Source organism: Niastella sp. sgz303648 (genome assembly GCF_059587045.1).
The window spans coordinates 1-14,789 of the sequence record NZ_JCAPSW010000024.1; the positions used below are offsets into that span (position 1 = coordinate 1).

General features: G+C 45.1%; 8 protein-coding genes. 1 reads left to right on the forward strand and 7 read right to left on the reverse strand.

What is annotated here, in order from left to right:
- Positions 1-459 precede the first annotated feature (459 nt).
- From AC59IL_RS36105 to AC59IL_RS36120, 4 genes are all read right to left on the reverse strand, one after another.
- Positions 460-645: a hypothetical protein gene (locus AC59IL_RS36105; protein ID WP_496557112.1), complete on the reverse strand. Its 186-nt coding sequence runs from the start codon at positions 643-645 to the stop codon at positions 460-462.
- 267 nt (positions 646-912) lie between these two features.
- Positions 913-3,663: a beta-galactosidase GalB gene (gene galB / locus AC59IL_RS36110; RefSeq protein WP_496557113.1), complete on the reverse strand. Its 2,751-nt coding sequence runs from the start codon at positions 3,661-3,663 to the stop codon at positions 913-915.
- A gap of 188 nt (positions 3,664-3,851) precedes the next feature.
- A complete protein-coding gene (locus tag AC59IL_RS36115; RefSeq protein ID WP_496557114.1) occupies positions 3,852-5,558 on the reverse strand; it encodes a RagB/SusD family nutrient uptake outer membrane protein in 1,707 nt (568 codons plus the stop codon).
- Positions 5,559-5,590: 32 nt separating this feature from the next.
- On the reverse strand, positions 5,591-8,659 hold the full coding sequence (locus AC59IL_RS36120) for a SusC/RagA family TonB-linked outer membrane protein (RefSeq protein ID WP_496557115.1): 3,069 nt from the start codon (positions 8,657-8,659) through the stop codon (positions 5,591-5,593).
- Positions 8,660-9,447: 788 nt separating this feature from the next.
- On the opposite strand from AC59IL_RS36120, the gene AC59IL_RS36125 reads away from it, so the two are divergent.
- Positions 9,448-10,218, forward strand: coding sequence for an SDR family NAD(P)-dependent oxidoreductase (locus AC59IL_RS36125; protein WP_496557116.1), 771 nt, complete (start codon positions 9,448-9,450; stop codon positions 10,216-10,218).
- Positions 10,219-10,226: 8 nt separating this feature from the next.
- Here the strand turns inward: AC59IL_RS36125 and AC59IL_RS36130 are convergent, their stop codons facing one another.
- From AC59IL_RS36130 to AC59IL_RS36140, 3 genes are all read right to left on the reverse strand, one after another.
- Positions 10,227-11,249, reverse strand: a complete 1,023-nt coding sequence (locus AC59IL_RS36130) for an SMP-30/gluconolactonase/LRE family protein (protein WP_496557117.1) — start codon at positions 11,247-11,249, stop codon at positions 10,227-10,229.
- 133 nt (positions 11,250-11,382) lie between these two features.
- Positions 11,383-13,089 (reverse strand): IlvD/Edd family dehydratase, encoded by a 1,707-nt coding sequence (locus AC59IL_RS36135; RefSeq protein WP_496557118.1) that lies wholly within the window; start codon positions 13,087-13,089, stop codon positions 11,383-11,385.
- A gap of 96 nt (positions 13,090-13,185) precedes the next feature.
- Positions 13,186-14,724 (reverse strand): SusD/RagB family nutrient-binding outer membrane lipoprotein, encoded by a 1,539-nt coding sequence (locus tag AC59IL_RS36140; protein ID WP_496557119.1) that lies wholly within the window; start codon positions 14,722-14,724, stop codon positions 13,186-13,188.
- Between the last annotated feature and the right edge of the window lie 65 nt (positions 14,725-14,789).

The window sequence follows — 14,789 nt, forward strand, 5'->3', positions numbered from 1 at the left end:
ATACAGGTTTTTAAATAATCCTGAAGTAACTATACAGGTGGTAAATTTGACGCAAAGTCGTTTCGGGCCTTCCGTGTTCTGCATGAAGCGTTAAATAAAACGGGATGCTTGTAACATTTTTAATAATGCTCTACTCTGCATTAAAAATGCCCGCTACCCATATTGGCAGCGTTCATTGTAGTACATACAACGCCAGTTACAGTAAATGCAATGGGCATTACATTTTCGACTTTGATCATTGTTGTTAATGCAAAGGCCATAACCTGTTTTGCAACGGCCATAACAAAACAGAAGATGGGCGTGTACCTGTTTGGCTGCGTCCATAACCAAAAATGTAATGGTCAAAAAAGGTTTTGTGGTGGCCATCGAAGCGAATGTGATGGCCGCAGCTAATTTATTATTGGCAATTTCAATCAGATAATGCGGGTTACCGGGTTTGCAATGCTCATTGAAGAATTATCAGGGAGCGCCACCAATGCCGGTTACAGGCATGTATGAAACAGACATGGTCATTACCTGTTTGTTTATGGCCATTTCATAAAATGGGATGATCATGATTGGTGTTGTGATGCTCATTGTATAAATGGTAATGGCCATCATCAAAATTGGTGGCGACCATTTTGTTCGTTGTGATGGCCACCACATTTTATGTTGTGGCCGCCAAATTTTTACTTTTTGCAATTTCAAATTTGAGATGCCGGGTAATAAATATTGAATGTTGAATATTAAATGTAGAATGTTGAAGTAAAAACAAATTTCAACATTTGTTATTGTACATTCAATATCGTTAAGTTAAGAAGGTTTCGTGCGAAGGTGCAAAGGAGCAATGCCTTTCTTAGCGTCCTTATAGATCTCGAAGCGATCAATCCCGCTATGGCGGGACGCCTTTGCGGGAATATAAATTCATGCCGCTCACCGCACCGTAACCACCACCTTCGCCGGTATCAATCCATTTGCAGTTGCTGTTACCGTTATAACGCCCGGTGATTTTGTGTTGGCGCGCACAATAACAAGCGCCAGACCGCTAAAAGCCTTTCTTTCTTTTGATGGAAATGGGGTCATGTCGGCGGCATCGCCGTTATCGGTAGCTACTATTTCACCAGGTCCGGCAATAGAAAATGTTATTTGGTTATTGGCCTGTGGTACAGTTATGCCTTTGCTGTCGACGATGCGCAGGGTGATAAATGACAAATCATTTCCGTTGGCGCTGATCATATTTCTGTCGGCTTTTAACTCAAGCTTTGCTGCATCGCCTGCGGTTTGCATCGTATCTCTTGCCCATACTTTACCATTTTTATAGGTTACTACGCGTAGCACGCCGGGCTGATACACTACACTATCCCAACGGAAACGGTATTCATATTGTCCTTTCTTTTTGCGGCCTAACGACCGGTTATTCAAAAACAACTCAGCTTCATCGCCCGATGAAAACACATGCACGGGGGTAATTTTTCCGGTGCGGTCGGGCCATGTCCAGTGTGGAAGGATATGCGCCATGCGAAGATCGGGCCGCCAGCGCGACTGATACAGGTAAAAGCGGTCTTTCTTAAATCCGGCCAGATCGATGATGCCCGAAAAGGAGCTGCGGGCAGTATAGTAAGGAGTAGGTTCTCCGATATAATCCCAGCCCGACCATACAAATTCACCGGCCACATACGGATGCTTATCCTGCGAAGCAAAAACTTTATCGGGCGATGCGCCAAAAGCGGCCGTATATAATTCATAAGCGCTTACATATTTATGTTGAGGATCGCCGCCGGTGCTGTCGCTCACAGGAGCGCTGTTGCCTTCATGTACCGGGAATATATAAGTGCCGCGCGAGCTGAGGGCGGATGCTGTTTCGCTGCTTACGATCATTTTGTTTGGAAACTTACTATGGAATGCCGGATACAATGGCGATGTTCTGATGCCTTTCAGGTGCGCATAGGCAGGCGCGTCGCGTATGCCTTCGCCCTGGTAATTTAAACTTAAAATATCCAGTGCTGCGGGAAATGGCATATCGGGTTTGGCGTAATTCATCGAGGCGGTTGAAGGTCGTGTGCTGTCTTCTTCCCAAACAATATTGTGCAATTCCCTTGCCCGCACCGCACCTTCTTCTCCTGTATATTGTTCACCCACTTCATTGCCAAAACTCCAGGCTATGATGGAAGGATGGTTTCTGTCTCGTTGTACAAAAGCCCTGGTATCGGGCTCATGCCAGTCGGGAAATATCAGATGAAAATCATGTGGTGTTTTTTTCCGGTCCCAGCAATCGAAAATTTCATCAATTACTAAAAAGCCCATTTTGTCGGTGAGGTCGAGCAATTCGGGAGCAGGTGGATTGTGCGATAAACGAATGGCATTGCATCCGAGATCACGCAAAATTTCGAGTTGTCGTTGGGCTGCACGTACATTGAAGGCAGCGCCCAATGCGCCCAGATCATGATGCTGGTTCACACCCTGAAATCGTATAGGCTTTCCATTTACCAGCAACCCTTTTTCGGCATCAAATTGCAAAGAACGGATACCAAAGCGGGTTTCATATTCATCTGCCGGTTTGTTGTTTACATATAAACGGGTAATGGCCACATAACAATTGGGTTTTTGCGATGGGAGCGGTTCCCATAGTAATGGATTTTTTATAACGACTGTATTGTTAAGCGTTGCTTTTTCTGCTGCGGGTATAGTGATGGTCGAACGGGGAAAGGTGGCTACTTTATTGCCGGTTCTTTCAAATTGATTATTCAATGCATATACTTCTGTAACGGCTTCAATATTTTGACTTGTGTTTGATTTGTTATCGACACTAAGCGTAAGATCAACGGTAGCCGATGATGCATTCACATTTCGGGTACGAATAATCGTTCCATATTGCGCCACCTGTACGGGGTTTACTTTGGTAAGCCATACATTGCGATAGATGCCGCCGCCGGGATACCAGCGTGCAGAGTTAGCGGGATTATCGAGTCGTATGGCTAACTGGTTGTCACCGCCGGGTTGCAGGTAAGGTGTAAGATCGATACGAAAAGAATTATATCCATAAGGCCAGCCGCCTGCGAGATGTCCGTTTATCCAAACCATTGCATACGACATAGCGCCATCTATATCCAGATAAATAAATTTGCCTTTATCAGCTGCTGGGATGTTCAGTTTTTTGCGATACCACGCTACACCGGGACTGGGTAACCGGCCCATACCGCCGCCTACTTCGGCATGATCGCCTTCATAAAACGGTCCTTTGATGGCCCAGTCGTGCGGCAGGTTAACTGATTCCCAATCTGCATCATTGAAGTTATGTTGCACAAAAGGAAAATCGCTGCCGGGGTTGCCATCAGCACGTTGATGATGTTTGCTTTTATCTTTTATAAAATCGTTGGCGGTGGGCAGTATATAATTTTTTAAAACATTGGCCGATGCGGTTACTGAAACGGCTTCGGTGGGTTTGCTATCGGCCACTACGTTATCATCGCGGTCGGCAACTTCCGGACGAATATCATACACCAGTTTGTCGGCCGTTGCCGCTGATGCATATTTCATAAATTTCCAGCCTTCATTGATGAGAATGTGTTCCCGGAGTGGAGATGTGGCCTGTTTGGCGCGTTGTTGCGCATGCATACGCTGCGGCAACAGGAACATACTTATAAAAACTAACAAACAAATCGTTCTTACTGAAATAACATGCATGTGTTAAGTTAAGAATATTTCACGCAAAATTTTCGAATGGCTGGATGGTTTGATTGTTGAATTGTTAAGAACCGGAAATTTGGAATTTCAATAAATAGTTAGAGCGTCTAAATTTCAACAACCAACAATCAAACCATAAAACCATTAAACCATCGCTTTCTTTGGGACTTTACGGGAAACTAAATGTTTTAATACCCATCGTTTTGTGTAAGCACCGCTTTATTATTTCTTTCAATTTCTGAGAATGGTATCGGCCACAGATTGTAATTGTCTTTCATCTGTACGCCATAAAACGGATTACACTTTCTTACCCTGTCGACCCATTTTCCCAAACGCATCAGCGTAAGCATTCTTCTTTCTTCAACGCCTAATTCCCTGAGCCTTTCGTCGAGTATATAATCGATATTCACATTGGCGGCTGCTACTGCTGAAGCGCTTGATCTTGCCCGTACTATGTTGATGTCTGCCGCTGCTGCAGCGAGGTTATTCAATCCCACATATGCCTCGGCCCTGAGTAAATAAGTTTCGGCCAATCGCATCAGGTATTGATCAACATACAAACCGCCGGCGCCTGCTTTCAGAGCGAACTTCTGCACGGGGTCGGTTGAATTGGGATTCAGGTATAACGATGTGGGGTGATTATATGGCTGGGTGGCTTTTGACTGATAAGGATAAAATGCCCTGTCCATTTTGCCTTTTACAATATTGCCATTAATACCGGTTGCACCTGCAGGAGGATTTTTGTAAGAAATGGTTTGACCATAATAAGGACTGCCGGGATTGGTTGCAACAAAATCTCTTACAAAATTGTGATTGGCATTTCTGATATCATTATTGAAATCGCTTTGCCATACTGTATCGCTGAACCAGTAAGAGGGCGCCAGAAATCCAACGCCTCTGCCGCCGGTGTAATCGCCCATGGGCCAGTTGAACAAGGCAACACCATTTACCCTTAAATCACGCAACAGCGGTGCATGCACACGTTCAAGCGAATAAACGCCGAACTGCGATCCGCCGGTGGTGCTGCCGCCGCCGCCGGGCACATCTGTTTCAATTTGTATTACCCAAATGGCTTCTTTGTTGCCGGCCGACTTTCTGTTTTGATTACCTCTCTGGAACATGTCCCAATATACATCGCCGGGAGTAACCGATTTACGCGTGCCGAACCGTGCAGTCATCATGCCCATAGCAGGATTGTTGATGGCCGATGTAGCTGCATCCACCGCATTCTGATATTGCTTATCGGCATTGTATACTTCGGCGAGCAAATGATATGCCGCCACATTTGAAATTTCTCCGTCTTTCACATTGCTGATATCGGGCAAATTAGCGGCTGCAAATTTCAGGTCATCTATTGCCTGTGCATAAACCTGCTGTCTTGTGGCTCTGGTATAATCGGTTTTTGGCGTTTGCACTTCCTCTAATTCCAATGGTACGCCTCCGTATAAATAGGCAAGCGCCCGGTAAGCGAAAGCTCTGAAAAATTTTGCTTTTGCTTCAAACAGGGTTTGCTGAGCACTGGTTAATGTAGAGGATGGCAAACGGCTTATGACGGTGTTGGCTTCGGCAATGATTTTATAATGCGGTTGCCATGCAAAGTTAGTGATGCCGGTAGGACTTATATCTCCGGGTAAATTGGGCGTACTAACTGTAATTTCCCAAAAGCCGTCGGTTCTGTAATTATACCAGAAAGGATTGAAATCGTTAACCGTATAATAATGACTTCTTACCATGCTGTATAAATCGTTCACCGATGCATTGAAATCGGCTTCGGTTTTAAATGCATTGGATGTACTTAAGAACGATTCGGGAACTTCATCCAGAAAATTTTTCTTACACGACAAGCCTCCCGCGGTAAGCGTTGCCAATAGTAAATATATATGTAGTCTTTTCATATAATTATTTTTAACCGTAATTGATATTGCTGTTAATAGGTAATATTTAAACCAACGGTAAATGCTCTCATCACCGGTCTTCCGCCAATCAGCAGACCTCCTAACGCATTATCAGTTTGCGGGTCAAATGGTTCAGGGTCCCAACCTTGCCAATTGGTCCATGTAATTAAGTTTTTACCGCTTACATACACGTTAAGCGCCTCGAACTTTATACCTTTTAACAGTCCGGCTAAATTGTAGGAAAGAGATACATCCTGCAGCCGTACAAAATTTCTCTTTTCCCACATGTTAGGTTCAATTTTGGCATGCGCGCCTGAAATATTACGGGGGTACTTGCCGCCGGGATTGGCAGGCGACCAGTAATTTATTTTTACGAGGTCGTTATTACGAATGGCATTATCATCGCGGAAGTACATCGGGTTGTTATTACCGAGGTAACCATCTTTACCACCCTGAATGGAGTTTATGAAAAAGCTGAATGAAAGAGCCTTATACGTGAAAGTGTTGTATACACTGAATTTATAAGCCGGTTCTCTACGGCCGAGGAACATTCTGTCGCGTTCAGGTGTTATCTGGCCATCTTTGTTCTGGTCTATAAGACGTACAGTACCTGCAAAAAAGCCGGGAAGCGGCTGGTCGGTCAGCTGGTAAATGCCATCCGGTTTATAATCGTATATGGCCCCTTTTGATTTATTGATAAATAAATTGCTCGATATAAGATCATCTTCCACGCCGTCTTTATCGGCATCGATGCCGGTAATAGTAACGATCTTATTTCTGTTGGCCCAAAAGTTAACGGTAGTTGACCAGTTGAAATCTTTACTTTCTAATATTTTATACGTTATCACTGCTTCAAACCCGTAATTATTCATTTGACCTACGTTCGTTTGAATTGTATTGAAGCCTGTAACATCAGGAATAGAAATGCTGTATATCAGGTTGGTGGTTTTATTGCGGTATAAATCAAGGCTACCGCTCAACCGGTTATTCAACATGGCGAAATCAACACCAAGATTCAAACCTGTTGTACGTTCCCATTTCAGATCGGGGTTACCCAGGGCAACTACCTGCTGACCAACAACTGTACTGCCTCCATCGCCAAAAACGTAAGAGGGGCCTGCAGTTACTCTTGCAATAGAAGAATACCTCGGTGTTTGGTTGCCGCTTACACCATAACCTGCTCTGAGCTTGAGAAAATTTACCAGCTTCACATTTTGCATGAAGTCTTCCTGCGTCATGATCCAGCCTAAAGCGGCAGTAGGGAACCAGGCCGATTTGAAGTTTTCGGCAAAGCCCGAAAAACCATCGCGGCGAACAGTAGCCGTTAGCAGGTACCTGTTGTTGAACTTATAGTTTATTCTCGCCATCTGGTAATTCAGCGCTTCTTTCCATGAATCGGATGTGGTAAACTGGCTGGTGCCTAACCCGATATTATTATAACTAAGTGTGAGGCGGTCAAATCCGGTAGCTCTTGCCAGGGTAGAGTCGAATTTTCTTTCTATAGCGCCATATAAAACAGTGGCGCTGATATCATGCTGTCCAAAAGTTTTTGTGTAAGTAAGAATATTATCAAAGGTGTAATCATAATAATTATTGTTACCCTTATATGCTTCACCGGTTTGACCGGCGCCATAAATACTTGCGAAATAATGTTGATCGGTTCTGTAATTATTACCAAAGTTCATGCGGTAATTGAGCCCTTTTAAAAAAGGGAAATCGATTTCAGTATAAATATTGGCGAAATAATAATTATGCCTTTCCCGGTCGTCAACATAATAGGTCAAAAATGGATTTCCTTCCAATGTATTGGTAGGGAAGGGGATCAGCTTGCCGGCAGAATCAAACGGCTTTTGTAAAGGCGACCAGTGCTGCAGGCTGCCAAGGGCCGGTTCGGCGCCATCCTGGTTTACAAACGAACCCGATGCCGCTATGCCTACTTTCCACCATGTCAATGGCTTTGTTTCGATATTGGCACGAATTGATTTTCTTTTAAAGATGTCGTTTATGATAAATCCTTTTTGGTTTACCAAACCACCCGATAAATGATAAGTGACCCTTTCACCACCGCCCGACAGGCTGAGGTTATTTTCAATGATATTACCGGTGCTGGTACCTGCGTCCCACCAGTTAAAATCATTGGGCAGCAGCTTACCGCTTGCGTCGCGCATAGTAGCATCTACTTTAGTGGCTACATCAAAAGCGGGGTTCGGTTGTGTATAATCGGGGCCTGTATAAGCATCTTTGTACCAGGCATCTTTAATGCCCTGCAGGTATTCTTCGCGGTTCTTCGGGCGCATATCCTCAGTAGGGCGTTGTGTAGAGTATGAGCTGGTAAAGGCTATGCGTGGTTTTTGGTTGTAATGTCCTTTTCTTGAGGTAATCAGCAATACGCCGTTGGCAGCCTGTGCGCCATATACAGCGGTGGAGCTTGCATCTTTCAATACATCTATCGACGCAATATCAACAGGATTTATCGACGATAAAGAGGCTGTATATTGAACACCATCGAGAATAATTAAAACGTTCCGGTTGCCGCTGATCGTATTTTGTCCGCGTACTGAAATAGGCGGCGTACCACCGGCATAGGTGCTCAACCCAACGTTTAACCCGGGTATAGTGCCCTGCATAAACTGACCAATATTGGTATTGGGCGAATTTTCAAATGCTTCGAGGTTAACACTCGAAACAGAACCGGTGAGGTCTTTTTTACGCCGGGTTCCATAGCCGATTACCACCACTTCATCAATATTCTGAACAGCTGCTTTCAACTGAACATTTATATGTTGTTCGTCTCCTACAGGTATTTCCTTTTCAGCAAAACCTACGTTTGATATAAGCAAAATAGCTCCTTTGGAAACTGATATGGTAAATTCACCTTTTTCGTCGGTGGTTGTACCCCTGGTAGTTCCTTTTACCGATACGGTTGCGCCATTTACAGGCAAACCCTTTTCGCCTGTTACTTTACCGTGAATGGTTTTTTGCTGGGCCATTGCCGGCATTGGCCCGGTGAACACACAAACTGTAAGAACAACAAACAACAACCGGCAACAGAACGGCCGGAAGATGCTGGCTACTCTTTTTTGTTTCTTAGACTTTTGCATAAGCATAGTTTGATTTTAAGGCGTTAGAAATAAAGTGAATTGAAGTTGCTAACTGGTACACACAACCGGTTACCGATGCTGTTCCTGTGAAAAAGCTGTCTGATGTTGTTAGGGGGGATGGTAAACAGGAAATGAATCCGGGAGAAATGGCCATAGCAGATGAGCGTGGCCGCACATAAGCAAAAGAAAAACATTCCGGGATTTTCATACAGCAGTTTGGTTATACAATACGCAATTGTTGGCAATCGTCCCCGCCGGGGCGGGATAACGAAATTATGTCTTTTTGAAATAAAATGTAACCGATTACAAAAATATTCACTATTTTTCCTGCGTGATTAACATGATCACGAAAAGGTATTATAAGGGTATTATTGACAAATAAAAGAGGTAAAGCATACCGGAGGTAGATTTAGTGGTGCATTTGCGTACTGCGAAATATCATTTTATAATAGTAGGATGACGCTTGTGCGGGTCTTTTAACTTATCCTGATTAGCTGTAAATAAGAATAAATATCAATTGTTTACAACCTTTCACCAGGAAACTGATACAGAAAAAAGAAGGAACTCACAGCCCTGGATAATTTGTTGGGGTGAGGCTGGCTTTGGAGCTGGTATCAATCCCTGTTTATGGACGAAAACGATGGCTTTTTCAGCATATGATCGTTGACATTACAGACCCTGATAAATTGCAACCGATTAAAATGCAAGCCTACTTCTCTGGTCACTATGAATCCTTTTCACAAACAATCATCCGATAATCCGCATACCCAAAAAGGAACCGAATAATTATGAATTCAACTAATCGCCTGGTCGAAAATGCAACCGGTAAAGTAGCTATTGTTACCGGTGGTGGTTCAGGACTTGGTTTTGCCATTGCTGAAAAATTTACGCAAAACGGTATTCAAACCATTATTGCCGGAAGAGATATGCAAAAGTTACACGCCGCCAAAGAAAAGCTGGGTCCTCTTTGCCAGGCGATGGAGTGCGACGTAAGCAATCTGTCGTCTATCCCCGGTTTCATAAATACAGTAGCAGAACAGTATGGCCGTATCGATGTGCTGGTGAACAATGCGGGCATCAATATGAAGAAAGATTTTACCGAGGTAACAGACGAGGATTTTCAAAGCGTGATCACGACCAACGTTTCGGCCGTATTTGCCATGAGCCGTGAAGTGGTAAAACATATGCTGCTGCAAAAATCGGGTTGCATTATCAACATCAGCTCCATGGCGGCGCAGTATGGCATACCAAAGGTGATTGCCTACAGCGCCAGCAAAACCGCTATTGATGGAATGACCCGGGCAATGGCCGTAGAGCTGTCGCCCAAAGGCATCCGGGTGAATGCGATAGCGCCGGGATTTATTTATTCTGAAATGACTGCAAAGGCATTGAACACCGATCCTGAGCGAAAAGCAAAAGTATTCGGCCGTACACCCATGGGCATCATGGGCCAGCCCGATGATATCGGCGAAGCCGCTTACTTTCTGGCAAGCGGTGCTTCGAAGTTTATTACCGGCGTGGTGCTGCCTGTTGATGGCGGCAATAGCATCGGTTTTTAAACAGCCGTTTATCGCAGCTTTAATCGAAGTACATTCATATCGTTTGTTATGTACAGGATTTTTTCATCGGCCGAAAAAGCGCAGTTCGATGTGGGGCCGGGTACCTTGTATTTGCCCAGCACTTTACCTTCTTTATTAAATATCCATAAGCCACCGGGGCCGGTGGCAAACACATTGCCTTTTTTGTCGATCTTCATTCCATCGGGTAATCCGCTCAACGTTTTGTTGAACCCTGCAGCGCTATAAAATATACGGGCATTGATGAACCGGTTGTTATTATCGAGGTCAAATGCATACCAGTTAGGTTTGGCGGCATCTGAATTGGCTACGATAATTGTTTTATCGCCCGGCATAAAGGCAATGCCATTGGGACGTGTGAGGGTATCGACCATTAACTCTACTTCTCCATTTGTACGAACTTTGTACACGCCCTGAAAAGTGATCTCTTTGTTGGGGTCCTGCATGCCTTTTTCAAGTCCGTATGGCGGATCGGTAAAAAACATTTCTCCCTGACCGTTATATACCGCGTCATTGGGACTGTTGAATTTTTTTCCTTTAAATGAATTGGCCAGCGTAACATATTCAGGCAGCGGATTATTGATGGCGCCATTCATGCGGGCCATTTGCCGGTTGCCGCACTGGCACAGTACCAGGCGGCCATTGGCATCGCGCAGCAATCCGTTTGAGCCCATTTCGCCGCCGCGTTTCACCGTATCGGTATAGCCCGATGGCGTAAGGTATACTTCCTTGCCTTTTTCTTCGGTCCATTTAAAAATGGTATCACGCGGTACATCTGAAATCAGCAACATTTTTTCGCTTTCAATCCAAAGCGGTCCTTCGCTCCAGTCAAAATCCTGCGCAATGATCTCGGCCTTTGCACGGGGCGAAATTATACTGTCTAATGCAGGATCGAGTTTTTCAAGCGAACCGATGGTGGCATAGGTTTGTTTGGGCGGCGCCGCCGTGTGGGTGTTGGGGTTGTTGCAGCCAGCGAGGGCGATAAGAGCGAGAAATAGAAAATGTTTTTTCATATGAAGCCGTTTGGTAGTTTTAAGTTTCTCGCGAAGGCGCTTATGAAATATCGAATATCAAATGTCCAATTTCGAATGTTGAAGTTGTTTCTATTTCAACATTCTGCATTTAATATTCAACATTCGATATTTATCAATGCAAATCCCTTGTAACATTTGATCCCGAACTGCCTCTCAGCAAATCAAGATCAGCGCCCAGATGCGCCTGTTGCACATGATCGATATAAAATTTTACATACCCTCTTGTGGTGGCTGGTTCGGCTGCCTTCCACGCCGCTTTTCTTCTTGTCAGTTCTTCATCGCTGATGTCGAGATGCAGTTTTCTGTTCTCAACATCCAGCTCAATCATATCGCCGTTTTTCACCAGCGCCAGGGCGCCGCCAATGGCTGCTTCGGGCGACACATGCAATACAACGGTGCCTGCCGCCGTGCCGCTCATTCTGCCATCAGAGATTCGTACCATATCTCTGATGCCTTTCTTTAATAATTTTTCGGGCAGGTCAACATTGCCGACCTCTGCCATACCGGGATAGCCCACAGGGCCTACGTGTTTTAAAACAAGTATGCAGTTTTCGTCGATATCAAGTTCGGGGTCATCGATGCGCCGGTGATAATCTTCTATCGTTTCAAATACAACTGCGCGGCCGCGGTGTTTCATCAACGCAGGGGAGGCGGCCGATGGTTTGATGATGGCGCCGTTTTCGCACAGATTGCCTTTTAATACGGCTATGCCTGCGTGTTGTTGCAACGGTTTGTCTATAGAAGCAATTACTTCGCGGTTATAACAGGGTGGCTGTGCATTGTTTTCTCCAATGGTTTTTCCGTTCACTGTAATAGAGCCGGTATGCAGGTATTTTTTCAGTTCATTGATCACTACCGGTAAGCCGCCGGCATAATAAAAATCTTCCATCAGGTATTTGCCTGAAGGCTTCAGGTTTACCAGCAGGGGAATATGGCGACCGATGGCATCAAAATCTTCGAGCTTCAGGTCAATGCCTATTCGTCCGGCAATAGCTAACAGGTGTATGATAAAATTGGTAGAACCGCCAATGCCGGCATTCACCACAATGGCGTTTTCAAATGCCTGCCGGGTTAATATTTTTGAAATGGTAAGATCTTCCTTTACCATGTCTACAATTCTTCTGCCCGACAATTGCGCCAATACTTTTTTTCTTGAATCAACGGCAGGAATAGCGGCGGCGCCCGGCAGTGTTAAACCCAGTGCTTCAACCATGCAGGCCATGGTACTTGCAGTGCCCATGGTCATGCAATGTCCCTGGCTGCGCGCCACGCCGATCTCTACTTCGTGTATTTCTTCCTCAGTATAATTTTCAACAGACTGCTTTTCCTTGATCAGCCAGTTAAAGGATCCTGAGCCGATGCATTCACCTCTGAAGCGGCCATTGAGCATGGGGCCGCCCGGTACTACAATGGTAGGAAGTCCCACACTGCAGGCGCCCATTACCGTTGATGGAGTTGTTTTGTCGCACCCGGTTAACAGCACCACACCATCTATGGGGTTGGCCCTGATGCTTTCTTCCACATCCATACTGGCGAGGTTGCGAAATAACATGGTGGTTGGCCGCATGATGGTTTCGCCCAGCGAAGTAACCGGAAACTCAAGTGGAAATCCGCCGGCTTCAATCACACCGCGTTTTACTATTTCGGCAAAATCGCGCAGGTGCCCGTTGCAGGGGGTCAGGTCGCTCCATGTATTACAGATACCAATAACCGGTTTTCCATTAAAGTAATCATCGGGATAACCCTGGTTTCGCAACCATGAACGATGTACAAATCCCATCTTGCCCGGCTGGGCAAACCATTCTTCGCTTCTTAGCATGTACTTTATATTTTAAAATTTCGGGATTTTGAGATTTAGAGATTTATTGATTTAAAATCCGGAAATCAAAAAATCTCAAAATCAAAAAATCAGTTATTACTTGTCCCACCAAACTCTCGTACTCAACTTATCAGCTCCCTGTCGTGCAATGGCTTCATTTACGTTGCCGGTATTCACACTTAATTCTGATGTAGGGTAGGTAAGCCGTCTGATAAATGTGCCATTGGGAACATCAGGATTATTGGGCTGTCCGTACGGATTGGGGGTTAAAGCAGGAAAGCCGCTTCTCCTAAAGTTAGCAAAAGCTTCGGGACCATTTAAAAAAGATGCGATCCAGTATTGGGTATTTATTTGCTGTAGTTCAGTGCCTGCTGTCAGCGGGTTGGCTGCAACGTAGGTATCTCTTGCTGTGGCAGCTATGGCTGAATTGACATCGTAGGTCGCCATCTGGTCCATATGTGCTTTGATGCCATCGGCAAAATACTGGGCAGCACTGCCGGTTGGTATCCATCCCCTGAACACAGCTTCGGCCAATAATAAATTGGTTTGGGCGGCGGTTACGAAAAATACAGGTGCAGCTATTTTCACCATCCTTCTTCTGTCGACCTGACTGTAGTCGTAAAAGCTGGCGAGTCCGTCGGCAGTAGCTTTGGCGCCAATAGTGCCGTTGTCGTATCCCATGGGCATGCCAATTTGTTTGGATGGATCGATTGAACCTGCTGCTACGGTTTGTCCGTTGCCCGAGGTGGCGCCTACATAACGAATGGCTATGGCCGATAGCCTGGGATCACTGGTGCTTTTTAACTGGTCAACAAAAGGTTTGGCTAAATAAAAATTGGCGGCTTCGCTGCCATTCAATGTGCCGCCGATAGGTTGTGTATAATTGGCGTCGTGCCGCATGTAAGCGTTGTCGTCGTTGCTGGTTATTACGCCACCTGCAAAGGCTGCCTGAACAGCTGACTTTGCTTTTGTTTGATCGGCTTTGCTTAAGCGCATGCCTGCCCGCAATAATAAGGAGTACGCGAATTTTTTCCATTTGCTGATGTTGCCGGCATACAATACATCTGCTGTTTCGATAGCGCCCGATGCATTCAGTGCAGCTGCAGCATCTGTTAATTCCTGTATGATTTTGGGATAAATATCCTGCTGTGCATCGTATTTGGGAAAATTAATACGGTCACTCCAGCCTGCGCCGCCCTCAGTATAGGGTATATCGCCATATTCATCGGTAAGTATCATAAAAACATATGCCTGAAATATGCGCGCCATATTATACAGGTTGCTGCGGGCCGGAACGTTTTTCGTGTTTACTATAGCGTCATGTGTATTTTTAATAACGCTTTGATAATACGTTGCCCAAATGTTGGCAGTGGTTACGTCGCGGCTATCCTGGTTGAAGTTGGCGCCGGCCAGTACACCGCCATTGGGTGTTACCATTTGTTGTACAATGCCTACATCAAAAACCAGCGACTTAACAGGGAACGATGTGTTGATCACCGCATAGTTTAACTGCAGGGCCGCATCAACTGATGTGGGGCTTGTTGTATTTCGGTTTAAACTTTCAAGACCTTTATCACAGGCAGTCACAAAAAAAAGTACAACTACCGGCAGGCTATATTTAAGTATTTGTTTCATGATCGAACTGTTTAAAATTTTCGTTAACGGGCGCAAGCGCCATGCAGTAGCGCTAAGAGATTAAA

Excerpts from the sequence above, each read along its gene's own strand:
- AC59IL_RS36105 (WP_496557112.1), bottom strand. The coding sequence starts at position 645 with ATGTGGTGGCCATCACAACGAACAAAATGGTCGCCACCAATTTTGATG.
- galB (WP_496557113.1), bottom strand. The coding sequence starts at position 3,663 with ATGCATGTTATTTCAGTAAGAACGATTTGTTTGTTAGTTTTTATAAGT.
- AC59IL_RS36115 (WP_496557114.1), bottom strand. The coding sequence starts at position 5,558 with ATGAAAAGACTACATATATATTTACTATTGGCAACGCTTACCGCGGGA.
- AC59IL_RS36120 (WP_496557115.1), bottom strand. The coding sequence starts at position 8,659 with ATGCAAAAGTCTAAGAAACAAAAAAGAGTAGCCAGCATCTTCCGGCCG.
- AC59IL_RS36125 (WP_496557116.1), top strand. The coding sequence starts at position 9,448 with ATGAATTCAACTAATCGCCTGGTCGAAAATGCAACCGGTAAAGTAGCT.
- AC59IL_RS36130 (WP_496557117.1), bottom strand. The coding sequence starts at position 11,249 with ATGAAAAAACATTTTCTATTTCTCGCTCTTATCGCCCTCGCTGGCTGC.
- AC59IL_RS36135 (WP_496557118.1), bottom strand. The coding sequence starts at position 13,089 with ATGCTAAGAAGCGAAGAATGGTTTGCCCAGCCGGGCAAGATGGGATTT.
- AC59IL_RS36140 (WP_496557119.1), bottom strand. The coding sequence starts at position 14,724 with ATGAAACAAATACTTAAATATAGCCTGCCGGTAGTTGTACTTTTTTTT.